Below are 22,861 nucleotides of genomic sequence, written 5' to 3' on the forward strand. Positions count from 1 at the left end.
CGTTTTTCCGAGTCACTGCGTGTTCCACTCCGTTCGAAAAACGCTCTAGACCGCTTCCAGCACCATGTTGAACGGCCCTTCCGTCGCCCGGCGCACGCTGCCGAAGCCCGCCTCGCGCATGAGCGCGGCGATGCGCGCCTCACCCGCCTGCGCGCCCAGCCCCTCGCCCACTTCCTGATCGAGCGAGGTCGGCACGCAGATCATCGTCGAGGCATTGTAGTAGAGCCGCCCGACCGGGTTGAGGTTCTGCTCCGGGCTGTCCCCGGCGATCGGCTCCACCACCATCCAGTGCCCGCCCGGCGCCAGCATGCCGCGCACGTGCTGCGCGCAGCCGCGCGGATCGCCCATGTCGTGCAGGCAATCGTACATGGTGACGAGATCGAACCCGCTTTCGGCGATTTCCTTGGCCGGCGCCACCTCGAAGCGGACGCGGTCCTCCATGCCGTGCGAACGGGCATGGCGCCGCGCCTCGGCGATCGAAGGTTCGTGAAAATCGAAGCCGACGAACCGGCTCTGCGGCCAGGCCTCGGCCATGAGCAGGGTGGAGAAACCGACCCCGCAGCCGACGTCCGCCACTTTGGCCCCGGCCTGCAGCCGCGCCTCCACCCCGTCGAGCGCCGGAATCCAGTTCTGGACGATATTGTTGACATAGCCGGGGCGGAAGAAGGCCCCGGTCGCGCAGAACAGGCACCCGGCATGGTCGCCCCAGCGCACCCCGCGCCCGTCCCGGAAGCACTGTTCGACGCGCGGTTCGGCCTCGATCATCGCCGCGACCAGTTCAAAGGCTCCGGCAAGGTAGACCGGGCTGTCCTTGGCGACAAAGACCATCGCCTGTTCGCTCGAGAGACTGAAGCGCTCGCTCGCGGGATCGTAGTCGACATAGCCGCCCGCCGCCTGGGCCAGCGCCCATTCGCGCACGTAACGCGGATGCAGCCCACCTGCGCGTTCGGCCAGTTCCTGCGCAGTGGCGGGCGATCCGGCCAGGGCCTCGAACAGGCCGAGCCTGATGCCGATTCGCACGGTCGGCACGCTCATCGCACCGCCAAGGTCGCCAAGCATCTTGCCGATGAAGGCGTGCAGCTTCGCTTCGTCGATCCCGTCAGACATGGTGGTTTCCCTCTCGCTTGCGGTTTTCACCGAGGCCCACCCCACGCCCGCGAGAGTACCACGGGATCGCCGCCGCCGCGAATCGCCCGAAAGGGCCCGGCGGCAGGGGAACGCCCGCCGGGCCCTGGGCAGGCCGGTCCGCGGGGACCGGCCCGGTTCGCGAAGGCTTAACGCAGCAGCGAGAGCACGTTCTGCTGACTCTGGTTGGCCTGCGCGATCATCGCCGTCGAGGCCTGACTGAGGATCTGCGCCTTGGCCATCTGCGTGGTTTCGCTCGAATAGTCGGCATCCTCGATTCGCGACCGTGCGTCCGACAGGTTCGTCACGTTGTTGGTGAGATTGTTGATCGCCGATTCGAGACGGTTCTGACCGGCACCGAGCGAGGCGCGGGTGGCGTTGACGTCGGCCAGCGCCGCATCGACGTTGTCGATCGTCGTCGAGGCGGCCGAGGCGCTGGTGACATCGAGCGCGGTGGCATCGAGATTGGTCCCGTCGATCGCCGAGGAGGTCAGCGTGATCGTCTCGCCCGAATTCGCACCGGTCTGGATGTCGAACGTCACATCGCTGCCCGAAGTGGTCGAAAACAGCGCGTTGCCGTTGAACTTGGTCTGCGAGAGGACATCGCTGATCTGGTTGGTGAGCGCGGTGACTTCCGACTGCATCGCCGTGCGGTCCGAGGACTGGTAGGTGCCCGAAGACGACTGGACCGCCAGTTCACGCACGCGCTGGAGCATGTTCGAGACTTCGGAAAGCCCGCCTTCCGCGGTCTGCGCCAGCGAGATGCCGTCATTGGCGTTGCGGATGCCCTGGCTCATGCCGCGAACCTGCGCGGTCATCGAGGTGGCAATCGCCAGACCGGCGGCATCGTCCTTGGCGGAGTTGATTCGCTTGCCGGTCGACAGGCGCTCCATCGCGGTACCCAGCATCTTGTTGGCCGAGTTGGATGCGTTCGACGCCTTGATGGCGCTGATATTCGTATTGATAACAGACATGTAGATGCTCCCGTTGCGTGTCCCGAAGTTTGAAACAGCCCTGATGCCGGCCCATCCGGCACGGCTGTCGGACCCTAGACCGGCAAGCGACCGGCAAAATTAAGCCGCCTGCTTGCCGATGCTTGCCGCAGGCCGGCAAAAAGACCGGCGATCCCGCCGCTTCGCGGGGCAAAACTACGGGGGGCTACGGGGACTTAAATTTTCGAAGGGTTCGCCGTTTGGGACCCATACCATCCCTTGGAAGAACATTAATTCCATGGGGAAACCGGAGACATGGCCGAACAGGCTTTCGACACCGAATTCGAGCGTCGCCACGGCCCTCTGGCACGCCGTGCGGCGATCATCACGGCCTCGCTGCTGGACCCTGCCGGGGTTGTCCTGAGCGACGCCGCGACAGGAACCGGGCAGCGCGAGGCGGCGACAGTCCCCGGCGCCCGCCAAGTCCGCCTGACACGGGGACAGGCCCCCGCCTTGTCGCGCGCGGCATCCGGCGCCATCGCCGTGACGTATGCCGACCCGGTGAGCGAGGCCTCGCTGGCGATGCTGCTGGCGGCGATGTCCGGCCCCGACGAGCCGATCGCCGCCGATCCGGCCAGCCTTTCGATCTTTGCCCTCGCCAGCCGCCTGGCGGCGAGCGACATCCCGGTGCTCATCAACGGTCCCACCGGCACCGGCAAGGAAGTACTCAGCCGCTTCATCCATGCCCGCAGCAGCCGTGCGGGCGGGCCGTTCATCGCGGTCAACTGCGCGGCGATGCCCGAATCGATGCTGGAGGCCATGCTGTTCGGCCACCAGAAGGGCGCCTTCACCGGCGCCACCCAGTCGAGCGAGGGCTTCATGCGCGCGGCCGACGGCGGCACCCTGCTGCTCGACGAGATCGCCGAGATGCCACTGCCGCTCCAGGCCAAGCTGCTGCGCGCGCTGCAGGAACAGGAAGTGGTGCCGATCGGGTCGACCCGGCCGATCAAGGTCGACATCCGGGTGATCGCCTGCGCCAACCGCGACCTGCCCACCGAAGTGGCCGAAGGGCGCTTCCGCGCCGACCTCTACTACCGGCTCAACGTCTTCCCGCTGATGCTCGATTCGCTGCGCGAGCGGCCCGACGACATTGCCCCGCTCGCCTTCGCGATGGCGCTGCGCCATGCCCCCGATCCGGCGCGGGTGCCGTGCCTGTCCGACTGCGCGATCGCGATGCTCAAGCTCCATGCCTGGCCCGGCAACGTGCGCGAACTGGAAAACGTCATGCGCCGCGCGCTGCTGCTCGCCCACGGACGGCCGATGATCACCCCCGAACACATCGTGTTCGACTGTCCGGCCCGCCTGCTCGGCCCCGCCCTGCACGGCGCATCCATCCCCGGGGGGCCCATCCCCGGCGTGCCGCTCATCGCCGACGACGGCGAGGGCCCGCGCCGCCTCTCCAGCATCGTCCAGATCTCCGAGGCCCGCGCCATCGTCGAGACGCTGGAAGCCTGCGGCGGCAGCCGCATACGTGCCGCCCGCGCGCTGGGCATTTCCGAACGCACCTTGCGCTATCGGCTGGCCTCGCTGCGCGAGGCCGGCATCGAGATCGGCCGCGGCGTGGTGACACCGCTGTCCGGCGTGATCGCCAGCCGCGCCGCCGGAGGCGGCAGATGAGCGCGATCTCCGGCCTCGTCGGCGCGGCCACCGGCAATGCCGGCGGCATCCAGCAGATCATGGCGATGCGCCAGCAGATCATCCAGCGCAGCGACCTGCTGCAACAGATCCACGCCGCGCAGGAAAGCACCCAGACCGGCACCGCCAGCGGTTCCATCCCGCTCGACAGCCCCGCCAACGGCTTTGCCCAGAGCCTGCACAACGCGCTCGACGGCGTGAACGGCGTGCAGTCCAGGGCCGAGGCCCTGACCGACGCCTACCAGAAAGGCGAAGTGACCGACGTCGCCAAGGTCATGCTGGCACGCCAGGAGGCCGGGGTCGCCTTCGAGGCCACGCTGCAAGTCCGCAACAAGCTGCTGTCCGCCTACCAGGACATCATGCGACTGGGGGTCTGACTGAACCATGGCCGATCCCGCCGTTCCCGACATCTCCGGCGCCGCGGGCGGGCCTGCGACTTCCGGGCAGCTGCCGGCTCCGCAATCGCTGTTTGCCCCCTTCGCCGATCCCCAGGGCGGGCCGGTGCTGACCCGCATCGGCTCGTTCACCGCCCAGCCGGCGGTACGGCGGATCATGCCCGCCTTCGTCGCGCTGGCGGCGGTCGGCGGCGCCCTGCTGACCTGGGACGCGATGGCCCCCTCACCCCAGCGGATCCTCTATTCCCAGCTTGGCGATGCCGACCGGGCCGGCGTCGCCGCCGCGCTCGACCAGGCGGGCATCGGCTACCGCATCGAAAACGAGACCGGCGCGCTGACCGTAGCCGAGGGCGATTATTACCGCGCCCGCATGCTGGTCGCCTCGGACGGGGCACTGGCCACGCCGGAAAGCGGCGACCAGTTGCTCGACAAGCTGCCGATGGGGGCCAGCCGCACGCTGGAGGGCGAACGCCTGCGCGCCGCACGCGAACACGACCTGCAACTGACCATCGCCGAGATCGACGGCGTCGAAGGCGTGCGCGTGCATATCGCCGAAGCCGAGAAATCGGTCTTCGTGCGCGACAACGTGGCGCCCTCGGCCTCGGTCATGGTGCGGCTGAAGCCGGGACGGCAATTGGCGGACAGCCAGGTCTCGGCGATCATCAACCTCGTCGCCGGATCGATCCCCGGCCTGTCGCCCGACGCGGTGCGGGTGGTGGACCAGCATGGCCGGTTGCTGTCGCAAGGTGGCGGCGCCGATTCCGACCGGCTCGACCTGCAATCACGCATGGAGGCAAAGCTGCGCGAGCAGGTCAGCCAGTTGCTGACCCCGATGCTGGGCGAGCCCAACTTCACCACCCAGGCCCAGGTCGAACTCGACATGGCCGACGTGACCCAGGCGCGCGAGAGCTACGACAAGAACGGCGTCGTGCGCTCCGAAACCCAGCAACAGTCGCAGCAGACCGGCTCCGGCCCCGCCGCCGGCGTACCCGGCGTGCTGTCCAACACCCCGCCGCCGCCCACCCAGGCCCGGCCGGGCGCCCCCCAGGGCAATGCCCCTGCACCGGCCGCCTCGGCCACGCCGCCGACCAACGGCGAGAGCTCCTCCAGCCGCATGTACGAACTGGGGCGCGAGGTCTCGGTGTCGAACTCGCGGCCCGGCGGGGTGAAGCGGATCTCGGTCGCGGTCGCGATCAGCGCCGCCGTGCTCAAGAGCGCCAAGCCGCAGGACATCCAGGACATCCAGGCGCTGGTCAGCGCCGCGGTCGGTGCCGATCCGCAGCGCGGCGATCAGGTCAAGGTCGTCATCCGCGCCTTCGATGCCGCCGCCCCCGCCGACAAGCTGGCCTTCTACGAGACCCCGTGGTTCGCGATGCTGGTGCGCAACGGCGCCGCCGTGCTGGCGGTACTGCTGGTCCTGCTGATCGGGGTACGGCCGATGGTGCGGGCACTGCGCGGCGAGCGCGCGGGCGGCGCCAAAGGCAAGCGCAAAGGCAAAGCCGCCAAGGGCAAAGCCGCCGACGACGACGAGGATGACGACGGCGAGGTCGACATTCTCCCGCCCATCGAAGGGGCCCGCCCGCTCGGCCGGCAGGCGATCCCCGAAGCCGGGGTGATCGACATGGACAGCGACCTGTCGCGTTCCGACCTGCTGGCCCGGCAGGTCGACCTCGCGCAGCGCCTCGTCGCCGAAAAGCCCGACAGTGCGGTGGCCGCCTTGCGCCAGATGATCAACGATCCCGGCGGCGAAGAGCCCAAGGCCGCCTGATGAACGAGCCCTCCTCCCTGCTGCCCGCCGACAATGCCGCGGTGATGATGATGCTGCTCAACGACGAGCAGACCTCGCACATCCTCGCCGAGCTAGACCCTGACGAACTGCGCCGCCTGGGCGAGAAGATGTGCGCGCTGGGCGAGATCGGCCCCGAGCTGATCGCCGAGGCCATTGCCGGTTTCATCGAGAAGACCGAGGCGCTCGGCCTCGTCGCCCACGACCGGGTCGGACAGGTTCGCACGATGATCACCCGCGCGGTCGGCGAGGTGAAGGCCGAGAACCTGATGAGCCGCATCGTCCCCGAGGCGCCGCGCCACTCCAGCCTCGAACTGGCGCGCTGGCTGACGGCGGATTCGCTGATCCCGCTGGTGCGCGACGAGCATCCCCAGGCGCTGGCGGTGCTGCTGGTCCAGCTCGACCCGGACATCGCCGCCGCCGTGCTCCATGCCCAGCCCGAACCGGCCCAGTCCGAGATCGTCCACCGCATCGCCACGCTCGGCCCGATTTCGCCGCAGGCGCTGGTCATGCTGGAGGAACTGCTGGCGCGGCGGATCACCGAGTGCCACGGTCAGCGCCCCTTCGAGGTCGGCGGCGTGCGCGAGGCGGCGGGCATCGTCAACGGCGTCGGCAAAGTCGTCGAGAAGCGGGTCATGGGCGAACTGGTCCGCCGCGACAAGGTGCTGGCCCGCCAGATCGAGGACGAGATGTTCAAGTTCGAACACCTCTTCGTGCTCGATCCCAAGTCGATGGGCACCCTGCTGCGCGACGTGCCCAGCGAAGTGCTGATCGATTCGCTCAAGGGCATCAGCGAGGAAGAGCGCGACGTCTTCTTCCGCGCCATGTCCTCGCGCGCGGCGGACGGCGTGCGCGACGAGATCGCCGCGCGCGGCCGCACCAGGCTGGCCGACGTGGTGATCGCGCAGAAGGAAGTCGTGACGATCGCCCGCAAGCTCGCCGCCGACGGCGCGATCGTGTTCGGTTCGGGTGACGACGACTATGTCTGACCTCGGCTTCTCGCTGAAAGGGTTTCCCGGCGCGGACGAGGCGCGCACCGCAGGCTCGGTCGCGCAGCTCTTCGCGGCGCTGGCCCGGCCGGCCGCCTTCCGTCCCGATGCCCGCTTTGGCCCGACTGGCCCGGGCGCCCCGGAACCCGCCGCGCCGGAACCTGCCGCCGAACCGGAAGCTGACCGGCCCGACCCCGTCGCCGAGGCCTTTGCCCAAGGTTTTGCCGAGGGCCACCGCCAGGCCAGCCTCGAGGCCGGGCAACGCGCCGAGATCGACGCCCGCGCGCGGGCGGATCTGTCCCTTGCCTTCGCGCGGATCGACAGCGAGCTGGAAGAGGACTTGCGCCTGCGCCTGCGCGACACCGTGATCGCGCTGTGCGAGGCCGCGATTGCCCCGCTCGCGCTCGACGCCGAGGCGCTGGCCCGCCGGGTCAGGACTGCCGTGGCCATGCTGGCGCGCGCCGACGACGAGCGGGTGATCCACCTCCATCCCGACGATCTGGCCGCCATCGCTCCCCGGCTCCAGGCCGACTGGACGGTCGTGCCCGACCCGGCGCTCGAACGTGGCACCGTGCGCATCGAAACCGCCAGCGGCGGGGTCGAGGATGGCCCGGCGACCTGGCGCCGCGCCATTGCCGAAGCGCTCGACCAGTGCTGAGACTGTTCGATTCCATCCTCTCCGACCTTGCTGCAGAGCCGGTGGACCTGGCGCCGCGCCGGTTCGGGCTGGTTGCCGCCTGCGACGGCGGATTGCTCGAAGTGAGCGGGCTCTCGGTGCCGGTCGGGGCGATGTGCCGGGTCTCGCATGGCCCCCGCGCCTCGCTGGCCGCCGAAGTGATCGGCTTTCGCAACGGGCGGACGATGATGATGCTGCTGGGCGATACCATCCTGCTGCGTCCCGGCGCGCGGGTCTGGGCCGAGGGACGGCCCGGGCTGCTGCCGGTCGGCGAGGCGTTCCTCGGCCGCGCGGTCGATGGCGAGGGGCTGCCGATCGACGGCGGCTATCCGATCCACACCCGCAAGGAATGGCCCGCCGGCGGCGTGCGCACTTCCGCGCTGGACCGCAGCCCGGTCCGCCTGCCCTTCGATACCGGCGTGCGCGCGCTCAACGCGCTGACCACCTTCGGCGTCGGCCAGAGGATCGGCATCATGGCGGGATCGGGGGTCGGCAAGTCGGTGCTGATCGACATGATCGCGCGCGGCGCGGCCCGCACCGGCGGCGCAGACGTGGTGATCGTCGGCCTGATCGGCGAGCGCGCGCGCGAAGTGTCGGACTTCGTCGAGCGGCACATGCATGCCGAGAAGAAGGAGCGTACCGTGGTCGTGGCGGTTCCCGCCGACCATGCGCCGAACCTCAGGCTGCGCGGCGCCCTGCTGGCGACCGCGATGGCCGAGCATTTCCGCGCCAAGGGCCTTCGGGTGCTGCTGATCATGGACAGCCTGACCCGCGTCGCCCACGCCGCGCGCGAGATCGGCCTGCTGTTGGGCGAACCCGGCGCGGCCCGCGGCTATCCGCCCTCGGCGCTCGCCACGATCACCAAGCTGGTCGAGCGCGCGGGCAATTCGGCCGCGAGCGGCGGCTCGGTGACCGGGCTCTACACGGTGCTGGCCGACGGCGACAACCAGGACGACCCCGTCGTCGACACCGCCCGCTCGATCCTCGACGGGCACATCGTGCTGTCGCGCGATCTTGCCCAGCGCGGGCAATATCCTGCGGTCGACATCGCCGCCTCGCTGAGCCGGGTGATGAACGACATCGTCCCACCCGACCATCAGGCGCTGGCCCGCCAGTTCCGGGCGTTGTCGGCGAGCTACGAGGCCAATCGCGACCTCGTGCTGATGGGCGCCTACCGCGCCGGGGCCGACCCGCAGCTGGACCGCGCGATCGCCATGCACGGCGCGCTCAGCGGTTTCCTCGGCCAGCCCGCCGGGGACGTCGTCGACCTGCGCGCCAGCACCGCGCAGCTTGCCCATCTGCTGGCGGCATGAACGCCGAGCGCCAGCGTCTGCTGCGCCTGCGGCGACTCGAGAAGATCCGGGCCATCGCCAGGCAGAATGCCGCGCTGGAGGCCGCACAGGCTGAAAGCACGCTGACGCAGCTGCGCGGGCTCTGCGAACGCACCCGGCGACTGGCCGAGGACTACGGCCAGCGCCGCGAGATGGCCGACGGCGCCGCGCTGCACCAGGTCGGGCGCTTCGCCAGCGGGCTGGCGGCGATCTCGCGCAGCACCCAGGGCGACGCGCAGCGTGCGCAATCGATTGCGGACGCCAAGCAACTGCAACTGGCCGAGGCCGAACGGCGCCGCGCCGCCATCGAGGAACGCGCCGCCTTGCAGGAACGGATGATCGCCAAAGCCGGTCAGGTTCCCTCGCTGGCGGCGCGTCGCCCATCTGGCACGGGACTTGAATAGTCCCCGGCAGCGCATCCGCTCGCGCGACTGGAGGACTTTACCGGCATGACCCCGCTTTCCGCCCCTACCGCTTCCGGCGGCGCCACCGCCAGCCTCGGCACGCGTGCCGGACCGGCCCCCGAAAGTGGCGGTTTTGCAGCCATTCTGGGCGGCGCGCAGGCCAGCCGGGAGGCGATCGGAGGCCAGGCGACAGCGGGAGATCCGCAAGCCGGAGCCGGCGCGGTTAGCGGCATCGGGGGCGGCATCGAGGGCGGCAAGCCGACCGGCAAGGATTTGCCGGTCCTGCCAGCAAAAGCGGCTGCAAGAGGGACCGCAAACGACGACACCCTGGCGCCAGGCGAGGAACCCGGCGCGCGGGAAAGCGGCGCGGTGCAAGACACGCTCCGCCCCGAACCGCTACCTTCCGATCCGGTGGCCACCGATCCATCCCCGCTGGCGGCCGTGATCGCCGCGCTGGCCCTGGTGCCGAACCTTGCCGCGACCGGCGCTTCCACGGCCCCGCAAGGCAACGACGCGGGCGCGATCTCGCCCTCGCCCTCGCCCACGCCCTCGCCCGAGTCCCGGCCTGTCGCCGCACTGGCAGTGCCCTCGCTGCCTGCCGCCGTGCCTGCCGGGACACCGTCGTTGAACAACCCGGCGCTTGCCCCGGCAACGGGCGAGAGCGCCTCGGCAACGGGTAGACCCGCCCCGGTCGAACCGAAGGATGTGGCCCTCGCGGCGATCGCACTGGTTCCCATCGATGCGGCTGCGGACGATCCGGCCGCCGCCCATCCGGCAATGGGCAAACCCACCGCACCGCCAGATGTCCTGGATGAGGCCGCCTTGCCGGCGGACAAGGCCCCGGTGGCCGCCCCGAGTCCGGGCATGAACGCCCGGATAGTGCCTGCTCTGCGCCCCTTGCCCCTTGCCGGACAGGCCTCCGGCAGCATCGGCGCCAGTGCCTCCGCCGATCGCGCGCCGGCATCGCTTTCCCTGGCGGCAGACCCGGCCGCGCCCGCCGCGGGCGATGCCGGCACTCCCGCCTTGGCGCCGCCCCCGGATTTCGGCGCCCGGGTGGCCGAGGCCCGCCGCTGCGCCGCAAATCCCTCTGGCGATCCCTCTGGCGATCCGCTGGCAGATCAACCCGCGCTCCCGGCCGCGCCGGTGACACTGGCGCTCAGTGCCCCGGACACCATCGCCATCGGCGCCTCCGGCAGCAGCGCGGCCGCCCCTCCCACGTCCGTATTTACGGCCCCTGCCGGCGGCACCGGCGAAACCGCGCAAGGCCCGCAGGACTTCGCCACACTGGTGAGCAAGCTCGGCGAGGCGCGCGAGGCGGCCAGCCCCCATCTCGTGCGCACGGCGATCACCCATGGCGAATTCGGCCCGGTATCGCTGCAGTTCCGGCATGAGGGCGGCGCCCTCAGCGTCACCATGGCCAATGCCGATCCGGCTTTTGCCAGCGCGGTCCAGACCGGCCTCGCCGCCACGCTGGCGTCGGGCGCCGGCAATGGCGCCCAAGCGGACGGCAACGGTGACGGCGCCCGCGGCGAGGCCCGGCAGGCCTGGCAACAGGCGTCCGCCAGCCATGCCGGGCCGGGGGCGACTGGATCGTTCGGGGCGGATTCGCGCCAGAATCACGATCGAGCCGCTGCGCAGCCCGGGGCAAGGGACGAGGAGCGCGCCCGCCAGGGCAGCCCGGCGCCCCTCGTCCAGGCCTCCGGCGAGGCCAGCGGGAGCACCCAGCCCCCGGCCGCCAGACCCGGCCGCAGCGGCATCTACGCCTGATCCGACCAGCGACGAGGGGCAACCATTGTGAGCAAAAAGGCAGCAAGCGAGGGCGAAGGCGACAAGAAATCCAAGGGCAAGCTCGGCTTGATCCTGGTCGCCGTAGGCATGCTGGCAGTGGGCGGCGGCGGCGCCTTTGCGCTTTTCGCCACCGGCGTGATCGGCGGCGGCAAGGCCGAAGTGAAGGAGGACAACCGCCCGAAACTGGTGCGCAAGGGTGAGGCCGACCCCTTCATGCCCAAGCAGGAAGGCGGCGAAGGCGAAGGAGGCGGCAGCGAGGAAGCCGAGGGCGACGGCGGCGATCCCTATCGCACCGCCTACTACACCTTCACCGACGACTTCACCTCGAACCTCAAGGAATCCGACGCCCTGCTGCAGCTGAGCCTGGCCTGCTCGACCCGCTACGACGGGCGCGTGCTGCAGTGGATCAAGAAGCACGAACTGGCGATCCGCTCGGCGCTGCTGGCGATCATGGCCGATACGCCCGAGGACGACATCTACACGATCGAAGGCAAGGGCCGCCTGCAGAAGCGGATGACCGATGCGATCAACCGGGTGCTGCTCCAGAAGGAAGGCTTCGGCGGGGTCGACAACGTCTATTTCCGCAACTTCATCATCCAGTGACCACAGCCATGGCCTCTTCCGCAATCACCGGCATGTCAGACGCTTACCGCAAGGCCGCGCATTGCACCGAGCTGCTTGGCAAGCCGCCGAGCCTGTCCGAGCTGGTGCCCGCGCTGTCGCTGGTCGGCGAGCGACTGAGCCGCACGCTGGCCGCGGCGCTGGCCGGGCTTGCGGGCGGCGATCCGCCGGTGGTCTCGGCCGGCATGCCGATGGACGGCACCCTGGCCAGCCTGCAGGGCGACCTCGAGGGGCTCGCCGCGCATACGCTCATGGTGCTTGAACCCGGCGGCTTGCCGGTGCTGGCGACGTTCGAGGCCGAGACCGTGTTCCGTCTGGTGGACCGCACCTTCGGCGGCCGCGGCGCGCTGCCGGACCCGATCCCCGAGGCCTTCCCGCTCTCCGCCCTGCTGCTGATCGACCAGATCGAGACGTGCCTGGGCCAGGCGCTTGGCGCGGCGCTGGAAGGGCCCGCCCCCTATCTTGCCCGCAGTCTGCGCCGCGACACCAGCCTGCGCCAGCTCGATCCCTTCCCGCGCGGGGAGGAGCTGCTCATGCTGACCCTCGAGGTCGAGGAACCCGGCTTTTCCCCCTGGTCGCTGCGGCTCTCCTTTCCGGTCGCGACGCTGGCCGCGGTGACCATGCCGCCGCGCCGCCCCGCCGCCCGCAAGTCCCGCTCCCATGGCCGGGTGCCTGCGCGCCCGGATGCCCGCCGCGAGCCGTTTGCCTCGATCCCGGTCGAGGTCACCGCGCTGCTGGTCGACATGACGATGCCGATGGCGCGCCTCTCCGCGCTCAGCCCCGGCGACGTGCTGCCGGTGGCGGTGGCCCGCAGCGTGCCGCTGCAACTGGGCGGGCGCACTTTCGCAACCGGAGCGGTCGGCGAACTCGACGACCGTGTCGCCGTCCAGATTCAGATCGCGTTCTAGAACGGAAAGCCAAGCCCCATGAACATCCATCCCCGCAGTCTGGACTTCCTGCGCGACGTCGATGTCCGCCTATCGGTGGAACTCGGGCGGACCCACCTGACACTGCGCGAAGTGCTGGCGCTGGGGCCCGAGAGCCTGGTCGTGCTCGACCGCATGACCGACGAACTGCTCGACGTCATGGTCAACGGCAAGGCGATCGCCAAGGGCGAGGTGATCGCCCACAATGGCCGTTTCGGCCTCAGGATCGTCGAGATGACCGGGCACGAAAGCGACGGCGCGGCGGCAGGCGGTGGCCATTCGGGCGGCGCAACGGGCGATGCCGTGCTGCCCGATCCCGCCGCCTCGGATGCGGAGTAGGCAGCGATGGTCTGGTATCTGCTCAAGCTGATCCTGCTGCTGCCGCTGATCGGCGCCATGGCCTGGGGCTGCCTGTGGCTGGCCCGGCGCCTGCAGGAGCGGGCCGGTAGTCCCGCCGCCGGGCGCTCGCTGCGGGTGGTGGAGACGCTGATGCTCTCGCCGACGCTGCGGCTGGCGGTGATCGAGTTCCATGGCCGCGAGATCCTCGTCTCCGCCTCGCGCCAGGGGCTGACCACGCTGGCCGAGGCCCCCGCCCGCCCTGCGCCCGCCCCGGAAGTTGCCACAGGAGTTGCCGCAAGGGTTGCCGCCGGGTGTGCGGCAGAGGTCGCGCCATGAAGCGGATCGCGGTCCTGTGCGCGGCGCTTGCGGCGCTGCTGCTGCCGCTGGCGGTCCAGGCCCAATCCGCCGTGCAGTCCGCGGTTCCTTCTGCCGTTCCGGGCGCGCTCGACCGTGCCCTGGGCGCCATCGGCGGAACCGGCTCCGGCCCCGGCGGCCCGGGCATGAGTCTCTCGCTCCAGCTCCTGCTGATCATGGGGCTGCTGACCCTGCTGCCCACGCTGGTGCTGATGATGACCAGCTTCACCCGCATCCTCGTGGTGCTGGCGATCCTGCGGCAGGCGATCGGGCTCCAGCAATCGCCGCCCAACCAGGTGCTGATCGGGCTGTCGCTGTTCCTCTCGCTGTTCGTCATGTCGCCCACGCTGGAACGGGTCAACACCGCCGCCATCGCCCCTTATGCCGCCGACCGGATCAATGCCCAGCAGGCGATCGCGGCGGCGGGGCGCGAATTCCACGCCTTCATGATCCGCCAGACCCGTGAGCGCGACCTCACCATGTTTGCCGACATGGCGCACAGCACCAGCGCGAACCCCGCCGGTCCCGGCGGCGGCCCGCGCTTTGCCAGCACCGCCGAAGTGCCGTTCTCGATCCTGCTGCCCGCCTTTGTCACCAGCGAGCTGAAGACCGCCTTCCAGATCGGCTTCATGCTGTTCCTGCCGTTCCTGGTGATCGACCTCGTCGTCTCCTCGGTGCTGATGAGCCTTGGCATGATGATGATGAGCCCAATGGTGGTCTCGCTGCCGTTCAAGCTGCTGCTCTTCGTGATGGTCGATGGCTGGGCCTTGCTGATGGGCTCGCTGGCGGCCAGCTTCGGCTAGCGGGGAGAGCGGCCATGGAAGACATCAGCGCCCTGCTCGACCTTGCCGACAAGATGCTCTGGGTGACCGCGCTGGTCGCCGCGCCGGTGCTGCTCGCCTCGCTGGCGGTGGGGCTGGTGGTGGGGGTGGTGCAGGCGGCGACCTCGGTCAACGAACAGACGCTGACGTTCGTGCCCAAGCTGGCGGTGACCGCGCTGGTGCTGGTCGTGCTGGGCGGTTCGATGATGACGCTGATCGGTGACTTCACGCAGGAGGTCTTTGCCCAGGTCGCCCGCACCGGGCAGGCCGAGCAGGTTTCCCCGTGATCGCCCTCGACTTCGGGTTCGGCCCGCTCGAGGGCGAATTCTGGCGCCTGCTCTTCGTGATGACGCGGATCGGCGCCGCCCTCGTCGCCGCACCGATGTTCGGCATTGCCGGGGTGCCCGCGCAAGTGCGGGTGATCGTCGCCGGGGCGGTGGCGGTGCTGGTCTGCGCCTGGAGCCCGGTCGCCGCGCCCCCGGCGCTGCTGTCGCTGCCCGGGCTGCTGGCGGTCGGCGGCGAGGTCTCGGTCGGGCTGGCACTGGGGTTCGTGCTACAACTGGCCTTTGCCGCGCCGATCCTCGCCGCCGAAGTGGTGGGCGGATCGATGGGCATGAACATGGCGGTCGCGGTCGATCCCAATTCCGGCACCCAGTCCCCCGCGCTCGGCCAGTATTTCGCGGTGGTCATGACCATGGTGTTCCTGGCGCTGGGCGCCCACCTGCAATGGTTCGCGCTCCTGGTCGACAGCTACCGCGCCTTCCCGCCCGGCCAGACCTGGCTGGGGCCGGAACGCTTTGCCCTCGTCGCCTCCTTTGCCGCACGCACGTTCGTGACCGGCGCCGCCATCGCCCTGCCCGCCTGCCTCGTGCTGATGGTGGTGCAGGTCGTCACCGGAGTGCTCGGCCGCTCGGCCCCGGCGCTCAATCTCTTCGCGCTCGGCCTGCCGGCCGGCGTGCTGGGCGGCCTTGCCGCGCTGCTGGTGAGCGCCCCGGTGCTCACCGACCTTGTCGCCCGCCTCTCCGCCATGGCCATCGACCAGGCCGCCCTCGTGCTGCAGCCATGAGCGACGATGGCGGCGAGAAGAGCTTTGCCCCCACCGCCAAGCGGCGAAAGGACGCCGCCGAGAAGGGCGACGTCATCCGCTCGCGCGAGATGGCGACGGCGGCGGGCATGGCGGTGGGCGGGGCCTGGCTGCTGCTCGCCGGTCCCTGGGTGCTCGACCGGCTGCTGCGCGCCTTGCGGGCGGGTTTCACCTGGAGCCGCGCCGACCTCGATGACTTCACCCCCGGCCAGCGCCTGCTCGACGTGCTGCTGGCGCTGCTGCCGCCGGTGCTGGTGCTGGGGCTCGGCGTCATGCTGGTCTCGCTGATCTCGCAGCTCGGGTTCGGCGAGGGGCGCTGGGTCGGCGGCAACATGCTGCCCAAGGCCTCGCGCATCAATCCGCTCTCCGGCCTCAAGCGCATGTTCGGGCCGACCGGGGCCATCGAGATGGCCAAGGGGCTGGCCAAAGTGTCGCTGCTGGCGGTGATCACCTGGTTCTGGGCGCGCGGCGAACTGGCCACCCTGGTCCAGCTTGGCCGCGGCGAACTGATCGGCGAGGCGGCGCGGGCCTGGGGCACGATCACCCACCTGCTGTTCTGGCTGGCCGGCGGGCTATTCGTGATCGCGATGTTCGACCTGCCGGTACAGATCGTGCGGCGGATCATGCGCCTGCGCATGACGCTGCAGGAACTGCGCGACGAGAACAAGGATGCCGAAGGCGCGCCGGAAAAGAAGGCCGCGATCAAGGACCGCCAGCGCCGCATCGCCATGGGCGGGCTGGTGCCGGCAATGCAGGAAGCGCAGTTCGTCATCACCAACCCGACCCATTTCGCGGTCGCGCTCGCCTACGATCCGGGCAAGGCGCCCGCCCCGATCGTGCTCGCCAAGGGGCGCGGCGACAAGGCGCTGGCCATGCGCGAACTGGCGGCCGAACACGCGGTGCCGGTGCTGTCCTACCCCGCGCTGGCCCGCTCGGTATTCTACACCACCCGCGAGAAGCGCATGATCCGCGAGGAGCACTATGTCGCCGTCGCCGCGATCCTGGCCTTCGTGCTCTCGCTCAAGCGCGGCGAGCGGCGCGCGGCGCCGGAAATCTCGGTGCCGGTCACCGTGCGCTTCGACGCCGATGGCCGTCCCGACCCTTCAAGCCTGTAGGCGGACTTGCCATTTTTGACGTGAATCATGGCGCAGATCGCATGTGCCCTGCACCGCTTGCGCTCCTATCTTCCAAGCCCCGGACAAATCGATGGAGCCCCGCGCGATGACCCATGACCTGATAATCGTCGGCGGCGGACCGGCCGGTCTGGCGCTGGCGGCCGCGCTCGCCGACACCGCCCTGCGGATCGCCATCGTCGAGCGTCAGCCGCTCGAGACGCTGATCGAACCGGCGGTCGACGGCCGCGAGATCGCGCTCACCCATCGCTCCGTCCGCGCGCTGCAAACGCTCGGCGCCTGGGGCTGGATCGACCCGCGGCAGGTCTCGCCGCTGCGCGAGGCGCGCGTGCTCAACGGCGGTTCGCCCTTCGCCCTCTCGTTCGGCGCCGACGGCAGCGGCGAGGACCGGCTGGGCTGCCTCGTCTCCAACCACCGCATCCGCCGCGCGCTGTTCGCCGCCTGCGAGGCGCAGGGCAATCTCGAGATCCTTGCCGGGCAGGCGGTCTCCGCGCTCGGCACCGACCGCGAGCGGGCCGAGGTCGAACTGGCCGACGGCACCCGGCTGACCGGCCGCCTGCTGGTCGGCGCGGATTCGCGCTTCTCCTTCGTGCGCGAGGAACTGGGCATCGGCGCCCAAGTGAACCGCACCGGCCGCGCCATGATGGTCTGCCGCATGGCCCACGATCTCGATCACGAGGGTGTCGCTACCGAATGGTTCGACCATGGCCAGACGATCGCCATGCTGCCGCTCGGCGGCCGGGAGTCCTCCGCCGTGCTGACCCTTGCCGCGCCCGAGATCGAGCGGCTGGCCGCGCTCGATGCCGACCGCCTCGCCGCCGAGATCACCCGCCGCTACGAGGGACGGCTCGGGCGCATGAGCCTGATCGGCAAGGCCCATGTCTACCCGCTCGCCACGACCTACGCGCGCCACTTCGCCGCGCGCCGCGCCGCCCTCATCGGCGATGCCGCGGTCGGCATGCACCCGGTGACCGCGCATGGCTTCAACCTCGGCCTTGCCAGCGCCTGCACGCTGGGGCGGCTGATGGCCGAAGCCCATCGCGGCGGCCGCAGCGATGCCATCGCCTCCTCGCTGCTGCTGCGCCGCTACGAGGCCGCGCACCGCCTTGCCAGCCGGCCGATCTATACCGCCACCAACATGATCGTCGGCCTCTACACCGCCGAGCGCCCCGCCGCCCGCGCCGCCCGCCACCTCGGCCTGCGCGCCGCCGCACGGATTCCGCTGCTCTCGCGCAATGTCAGCCGCATGCTGATGCAGACCTGAGAGCCTGTCTGGAAAATGCCCGAATGGGCGGTCGGGGGACTTAAACAAGCGCCCGCGCTGCCGTTCTCCCCGCCCATGGTTACCAGCACCGCCTCGACGACCAGCACCGCGTCCACGCTCACCACCAGTTCGCTGGTGACCGCGCTCGGCGGCGGCAGCGGCGTCGATATGACGGCGCTGGCCAACAACCTCGCCGTGGCCCAGTTCGCCAGCCGCAACGACCGGCTGACCACCAAGGCGGAAAAGCTCAACACCCAGATCTCCACCGCCTCGAACATCAAGTCGATGCTGCTGGCGATCGATACCTCGCTCGGCACGCTGGTGCGCAGCGGCGACCTCGCCCGCACCCCCAGCATCGCCAACAGCGCGGTGGCCAGCGGCGCGCTGACCGGCTCGACCACGCCCACCGGCACCTATTCGCTGGAAGTCAGCAAGCTCGCCTCGGGCCAGCAGCTTGCCAGCAAGGCCTATGCCGCCAGGACCGACCTCGTCGGCGCCGGCACCCTGACGCTGCGCTTCGGCACCGTCTCGGGCAGCAGCTTCACCGCCGACACCGCCCATGCCGCGCTCGACCTCACCATCGGGGCCACCGACACGCTGGCCGACGTCGCCAGCAAGATCAACGCCGCCAACGCCGGGGTCAGCGCCTATGTCGCCCAGACCACCAGCGGCGCCCAGTTGGTGATCAAGGGCGCGGAAGGGGCCCAGAACGGCTTCACCATCGAGGCTGCCGAGGACAGCGCCAACCCCGGTCTTGCCGGCCTTGCCTGGAGCCCCGGTTCGACAAACGCCACCCTGCTCGCCAGTGCGAGCGACGCCGCCTACAAGGTCGACGGCCTGTCGATGACGGCAACCTCGAACACGCTGACCGACGTGATCCCCGGCGTGAAGCTCACGCTCAAGGCCACCAATGCCGGCGCGCCGACAACCGTGAGCTTTGCCGATCCCACCACCTCGATCGCCGCGTCGATGCAGGATCTCGTCGATGCGCTCAACGAAGTGACCAGCGCGCTCGGCACCGCCACGGCCATCGGCGGCGACCTTGCCAACGACGCCGGCGCCCGCGCGCTCAAGCGTTCGCTCTCGGCGCTCGCCGGCACCCAGATCATGCCCGGTGCCACGGGCGCCGCCAGGACCCTGGCCGACCTCGGTCTCAAGACCCAGCGCGACGGCTCGTTCACGCTCGACACCACCCGCCTCAACGCCACCCTCGCGGCCGACCCCGACGGCGTCTCAGCGATGTTCACCAATGGCATCAACGGCGTCTTCGCCAGCATCGACAAGATCTACCGCGCCGCCAGCTCCACCACCGACACCGGCTCGCTGGGCGGTTCGATCAGCCGCTACACCAAGCTGCTGGCCAAAGTGACCACCGACCAGAGCGACCTCGCCACCCAGCAGGAAGCCCTGCGCGCGCGGCTGGTCTCGCAATTCACCGTGTCGGAAACCCGCATCGGCACCTCGAAATCGACACTGACGATGCTGCAGAACCAGATCGCCCAGTGGAACAAGACAAGCTAGGTCGAAACCGCCCATGCGTCGCCAACAGAACCCGCACGAAGCCTATCGCCGCGTCGACTTCGACGCCCGCGTCAACGGCGCCAAGCCGGCGGACCTCGTGCACTTATGCTACGAACACCTGGTGAGCGCGCTCAGCACCGCTGTCCATGCCCACGGCATCGGCGACAATGGCCTGCGCAGCCGCTCGCTCACCCGGGCGCTGACGGCGATCACCGCGCTGCAACTGGGCATCTCGGGCGAAAGCAGCATGGCCGGCGCGCTGACCCAGCTCTACGCCGCCGCCCAGCGCACGATCCTCGACAGCGCGGTGGAGTTCGAGCCGCGCCGAATCGAGACGCTCCGCACCGATTTCGCGGAGATCGGGCGCGCCCTGCAAGGCGGCTGAACACCGTCGCCCCCGCTAGCTGCTTCCATTTTGGTTACCGGTTTCCTGCCGTTTGTACGGATCCTTCCCCGATCGGCCCGCCCGGTACCTCGGTTTCGGATCAGGTGCCCGGCTCCCTGCTCCGAAACATGGGTTATCTCCCCTAGGGCAGATGCCGAATAGGGAGGATACCCGTGGAGCGGATTTCGAACCTTATCCTTATCGACAACAACATGCGACGCCGGGCTGCGATCAGTCATGCGCTGTCCAGCGGCAATATCCACGTCGAACCGTTCGAGAACATTAGCGAACTGTCCAGCACCTGGCCCCGTTCGGGCGTGATCCTGATTCACGACGAAGCCGGGGTCATCGATGACCTGATCGAAGCCATGGCCCACCACGGCGAATGGTTCCCGATCATCGCCTTCAGCGAGGACCCTTCCGCCAACCGCATCGTCGAGGCCATTCTGGACGGCGCGATCGACTATATCGCCTGGCCCATCGGCGCCGCCGAGCTCAACGAAACGCTGGCCCGGGCGATTGCCCGCGCGGAAACGGTGGGCAACGCCAAGCTGCGCGAAGTCATGGCTCGCGCCCGGGTGGAACGTCTGACCCGCCGCGAACGCGAAGTGCTGGGCGGCGTCGCCAGCGGCCTGTCCAACCGGCTGATCGGCGAAAAGCTCTCGATCAGCCCGCGCACGGTGGAAATCCACCGCGCCAACATGCTCAACAAGCTGGGCGCCAACCACACCTCCGATGCCATCCGCATCGCCATCGAGGCGGCGCTGGTGAACTGACCGCCCGCCGACCGCCAGTGCCCCGTGCCAGTGCCAGCGCACGGGACCAGTGCCTCGTGCCGGCCTGACCGCGGAGCAGCGGGCAAAGCGCGGGCCATGCCTCCCGGCCGCCATGGCCGGGGCCATCTACCCTTCCGGCTGGGCCAGAGCATCTCGGCCCCGGAAGTCTCCGGGAGCGGCGCCAATAAAAACCGGCACTGCAAGGCACCGCTCCCGGAAACCCCGTCGCCTGGAACAGCGCCGAGCGCGCATGCCGATCCGAACCGACCGGATCCAGCCCCCATGCACAAACCGCGCCCTCCAGCACGGCCCCGCTCCGATCACTGGCGCACCGCTGGATCGGCGCGAGAGGCAGCAAGACAAGACAAGACAACGCAAGCGGGCCGCTGCGATGCCCCCAACCATGGCCCCCACCCGCAAGCCCCAAGGGTCATGCGGCGCAGGTAGATCCAGTCCTCGACAAGGGGCCGGTTTGGGCCGGTAGGAGACTGTCAGCTTCAGAAGCGCGTCGATGGGATAGCGGCCTTTTGCAGGCCATCAGCTACCAGCCAAATCCAGTCGCTAATCTAACTTGCGGGAAAAGTCCGACTTTGGTGAAGGTGACAGTGCTATGGAAGCTCTATCGCGCTGATTGCATGCGAATTTTGGGCAAAACGTCAAATAAAATCGCTTGGCAAAACCAGCCGATCTTCGCCATAGGGACGCGGAAGACATCAGTCATGCAGTTCATTGAATGCCCTTATGTCCGGAGGCTTTGTGACAGATCAGATAAATTTAAACCACTCGATCAGCCTCTATGACATTCTTGATCAATGCTCCAATGAAGAACTAGCTCCAATCGTCGAGTTTCTGGTCGATTCGCCATTCAGCTATCTCAAGCATGCGCGCTCTTATTTGCGCCATCAACCCGACCATAGTATCTATCGGGATCAGATCGCCGATGACATTTATCGCCTCGGATTTTTTCTAACAGAAAGCTTTTCGACCCAGACAGGTAGCATGGCGGATGAAAAGCACAGCTATGACGACCTGCTTGCTGTAGTCTGCAAGAAAATCGGCATTCCCACTGCCGGGAACGATGTCGCCCAGAATGAGGCTATCCTCATTAACGCGTTCACCAAGCAGCATCTTTTGACTGCGGAGCCCGAAGCTCGGGCTGCGCTCGTCAAAGAGGCTGCAACTGCGGCTGGCAAGACGGCGGCGGGCGTGCTGAATACCGGCGCTTGGTTGCCATTTGTCTCGGCCTTGATTGAGATTGCCTACATGCGTGGGATCATCGTCTCAGACGGGCGACTGCCTAGCCCTGACAACCGGGGGCTTATGCTTCGTCCTGAGCCTGAGGCCGAAATCAGCGTCGTTGGGGATGATGGCCAGCCCGCTTTTTCGCTTGCGGCGATCCCAGAGGAAAAGGCGCAGAATTGGTCATTCATGGTCCCTGATGGACGTACGCGAAGCCAACTGACGCCATTTTTGACAGCATTACAGCCTTTTTTCAGCGCAGACCAAATGCTCGCTGGGAAGAATATCTACAGTTCGAAGATCCCTCTTATCTTTAGCGAAAAAACGGGCGGCTACATCGCGAATGCCAGTGGCAAAAAGGGATTCGTCCCCTTGAAGAATGTCACTGCTATCGGCATTTCTGGCCCTGCCGTGCTCTTAACCGCCGCTACCGCGATTGCCGAGCAACAGCAGATGCAGCGCATTGAGGAGGCGCTCGACGAAATCAAGGCGATGCTTGCCGAGGTCTCGCGGTTTCAGCAGGACGAGCGTCGTTCGGTGCTAACCGGGGCCATTCGCTATTTCCGCCAGGTTGCACGGGCGGTTCTCTCTGGTGAACTCGCACCCGAAGTGTCTCACACAATCGAGTATCATGAGGCTGAACTGAACAAGGTCTATGACCACCTCGTCAAAGATCTTCGCGTTGCGACCGAAGCAATGCGAGCGGTGAAGAAGGATACATTCGGTTCAAGTAAATACGTCAAAGCGCTTGAGGATGCTCAGGCGACCCTCATGACCTGCTATGATGACCTGCTTCTTTGTCTGCGTGCACGTGCTTGCGGCTTTCAGCTGATGTCTGCTTATCCGGGGCGCGAAGCAGGAAAACAGGCGCGATACGAGGCGATCATTGAGGATTTCCGTCCGTTTCTACCCAAAGGTGAGGCTACGATGGCGATCGATCGAACTCTGCGAGAGAAACTGCAGGTTGTATCTTCATACGAGAGCAAAGCGTCTTTGCTGGCTCGTGAAAATGCTCTGTTTGACAACCTCATGGTGGGCGACCGCGCCATTACGGCAGCGATTGCGCCTGCATTGACTCTGGCAAAACATGCAGATGATTCCCTCGTGCTCGATTTTCAGGTCGAAGCAGGCGAAATTGTCGGTGTGCGCCTCGGTTAGTTACTCCTGTGCCTGATGAATGGGGTTTTCGGAGACGACGGTAATGCACACCCCGCACCGTTCAGAAATGTGCCTCCTCAACTGGTGCGGCCATTGCTGTCTTTAGCCGCCGATTGGAA

At 68.4% G+C, this 22,861-nt stretch carries 23 protein-coding genes; 21 read left to right on the forward strand and 2 right to left on the reverse strand.

Annotated features, from left to right (window positions below; genetic code table 11):
- Positions 1-45: 45 nt before the first annotated feature.
- Together OKA11_RS11690 and OKA11_RS11695 are read right to left on the reverse strand one after the other, a co-directional pair.
- On the reverse strand, positions 46-1,107 hold the full coding sequence (locus OKA11_RS11690; RefSeq protein WP_267220366.1) for a class I SAM-dependent methyltransferase: 1,062 nt from the start codon (positions 1,105-1,107) through the stop codon (positions 46-48).
- A gap of 167 nt (positions 1,108-1,274) precedes the next feature.
- Complete coding sequence (locus tag OKA11_RS11695) at positions 1,275-2,099, reverse strand: flagellin N-terminal helical domain-containing protein (protein ID WP_267220368.1); 825 nt, start codon at positions 2,097-2,099, stop codon at positions 1,275-1,277.
- Between the two features lie 273 nt (positions 2,100-2,372).
- Here OKA11_RS11695 and OKA11_RS11700 point away from each other — a divergent pair, with 273 nt between their 5' ends.
- The 21 genes from OKA11_RS11700 (at position 2,373) to OKA11_RS11800 (ending at position 22,742) form a co-directional block, all read left to right on the forward strand.
- The gene (locus tag OKA11_RS11700) at positions 2,373-3,734 is read left to right on the forward strand and encodes a sigma-54 interaction domain-containing protein (protein ID WP_267220371.1); all 1,362 of its coding nucleotides are present in this window, start codon (positions 2,373-2,375) and stop codon (positions 3,732-3,734) included.
- On the forward strand, positions 3,731-4,129 hold the full coding sequence (gene fliE, locus OKA11_RS11705; RefSeq protein WP_267220373.1) for a flagellar hook-basal body complex protein FliE: 399 nt from the start codon (positions 3,731-3,733) through the stop codon (positions 4,127-4,129). The genes OKA11_RS11700 and fliE overlap by 4 nt, the downstream gene beginning before the upstream one ends.
- Before the next feature lie 7 nt (positions 4,130-4,136).
- Complete coding sequence (gene fliF / locus OKA11_RS11710) at positions 4,137-5,915, forward strand: flagellar basal-body MS-ring/collar protein FliF (protein ID WP_267220375.1); 1,779 nt, start codon at positions 4,137-4,139, stop codon at positions 5,913-5,915.
- A complete protein-coding gene (gene fliG, locus OKA11_RS11715; protein ID WP_267220377.1) occupies positions 5,915-6,922 on the forward strand; it encodes a flagellar motor switch protein FliG in 1,008 nt (335 codons plus the stop codon). Before fliF ends, fliG begins: the two co-directional genes overlap by 1 nt.
- Positions 6,915-7,580 (forward strand): FliH/SctL family protein, encoded by a 666-nt coding sequence (locus OKA11_RS11720; protein WP_267220379.1) that lies wholly within the window; start codon positions 6,915-6,917, stop codon positions 7,578-7,580. Before fliG ends, OKA11_RS11720 begins: the two co-directional genes overlap by 8 nt.
- Entirely contained in the window at positions 7,574-8,911 is a 1,338-nt protein-coding gene (locus OKA11_RS11725; RefSeq protein WP_267220381.1) for a FliI/YscN family ATPase, read from the forward strand. The genes OKA11_RS11720 and OKA11_RS11725 overlap by 7 nt, the downstream gene beginning before the upstream one ends.
- Positions 8,908-9,333, forward strand: a complete 426-nt coding sequence (locus tag OKA11_RS11730) for a hypothetical protein (protein WP_267220383.1) — start codon at positions 8,908-8,910, stop codon at positions 9,331-9,333. Before OKA11_RS11725 ends, OKA11_RS11730 begins: the two co-directional genes overlap by 4 nt.
- 45 nt (positions 9,334-9,378) lie before the next feature.
- Positions 9,379-11,100 (forward strand): hypothetical protein, encoded by a 1,722-nt coding sequence (locus OKA11_RS11735; RefSeq protein WP_267220385.1) that lies wholly within the window; start codon positions 9,379-9,381, stop codon positions 11,098-11,100.
- A gap of 27 nt (positions 11,101-11,127) precedes the next feature.
- Positions 11,128-11,724 (forward strand): flagellar basal body-associated FliL family protein, encoded by a 597-nt coding sequence (locus OKA11_RS11740; RefSeq protein ID WP_267220388.1) that lies wholly within the window; start codon positions 11,128-11,130, stop codon positions 11,722-11,724.
- Positions 11,725-11,732: 8 nt separating this feature from the next.
- Positions 11,733-12,650: a FliM/FliN family flagellar motor switch protein gene (locus tag OKA11_RS11745; protein WP_267220389.1), complete on the forward strand. Its 918-nt coding sequence runs from the start codon at positions 11,733-11,735 to the stop codon at positions 12,648-12,650.
- Between the two features lie 18 nt (positions 12,651-12,668).
- Positions 12,669-13,007, forward strand: a complete 339-nt coding sequence (gene fliN / locus OKA11_RS11750) for a flagellar motor switch protein FliN (RefSeq protein WP_267220391.1) — start codon at positions 12,669-12,671, stop codon at positions 13,005-13,007.
- 6 nt (positions 13,008-13,013) lie between these two features.
- A complete protein-coding gene (locus OKA11_RS11755; protein ID WP_267220393.1) occupies positions 13,014-13,343 on the forward strand; it encodes a flagellar biosynthetic protein FliO in 330 nt (109 codons plus the stop codon).
- On the forward strand, positions 13,340-14,164 hold the full coding sequence (gene fliP / locus OKA11_RS11760; protein WP_267220395.1) for a flagellar type III secretion system pore protein FliP: 825 nt from the start codon (positions 13,340-13,342) through the stop codon (positions 14,162-14,164). Before OKA11_RS11755 ends, fliP begins: the two co-directional genes overlap by 4 nt.
- A 14-nt stretch (positions 14,165-14,178) precedes the next feature.
- Positions 14,179-14,469 carry a flagellar biosynthetic protein FliQ gene (locus OKA11_RS11765; RefSeq protein WP_267220397.1) on the forward strand — a complete coding sequence of 97 codons (291 nt, stop codon included), beginning with the start codon at positions 14,179-14,181 and terminating at the stop codon, positions 14,467-14,469.
- The gene (locus OKA11_RS11770) at positions 14,466-15,248 is read left to right on the forward strand and encodes a flagellar biosynthetic protein FliR (protein WP_267220399.1); all 783 of its coding nucleotides are present in this window, start codon (positions 14,466-14,468) and stop codon (positions 15,246-15,248) included. Before OKA11_RS11765 ends, OKA11_RS11770 begins: the two co-directional genes overlap by 4 nt.
- Positions 15,245-16,381 (forward strand): EscU/YscU/HrcU family type III secretion system export apparatus switch protein, encoded by a 1,137-nt coding sequence (locus OKA11_RS11775; RefSeq protein ID WP_267220401.1) that lies wholly within the window; start codon positions 15,245-15,247, stop codon positions 16,379-16,381. The genes OKA11_RS11770 and OKA11_RS11775 overlap by 4 nt, the downstream gene beginning before the upstream one ends.
- Before the next feature lie 106 nt (positions 16,382-16,487).
- Positions 16,488-17,663, forward strand: coding sequence for a 5-demethoxyubiquinol-8 5-hydroxylase UbiM (ubiM, locus tag OKA11_RS11780; RefSeq protein WP_267220403.1), 1,176 nt, complete (start codon positions 16,488-16,490; stop codon positions 17,661-17,663).
- 75 nt (positions 17,664-17,738) lie between these two features.
- A complete protein-coding gene (gene fliD, locus OKA11_RS11785; RefSeq protein WP_267220405.1) occupies positions 17,739-19,184 on the forward strand; it encodes a flagellar filament capping protein FliD in 1,446 nt (481 codons plus the stop codon).
- A 13-nt stretch (positions 19,185-19,197) separates the two neighbouring features.
- Positions 19,198-19,569, forward strand: coding sequence for a flagellar protein FliS (locus tag OKA11_RS11790; protein ID WP_267220407.1), 372 nt, complete (start codon positions 19,198-19,200; stop codon positions 19,567-19,569).
- 173 nt (positions 19,570-19,742) lie between these two features.
- Positions 19,743-20,345 (forward strand): response regulator transcription factor, encoded by a 603-nt coding sequence (locus OKA11_RS11795; RefSeq protein ID WP_267220409.1) that lies wholly within the window; start codon positions 19,743-19,745, stop codon positions 20,343-20,345.
- Positions 20,346-21,101: 756 nt separating this feature from the next.
- A complete protein-coding gene (locus tag OKA11_RS11800; RefSeq protein WP_267220410.1) occupies positions 21,102-22,742 on the forward strand; it encodes a hypothetical protein in 1,641 nt (546 codons plus the stop codon).
- Positions 22,743-22,861 lie beyond the last annotated feature (119 nt).

It is taken from the genome of Novosphingobium clariflavum (genome assembly GCF_026420865.1).
GTDB classification, from domain to species: domain Bacteria; phylum Pseudomonadota; class Alphaproteobacteria; order Sphingomonadales; family Sphingomonadaceae; genus Novosphingobium; species Novosphingobium clariflavum.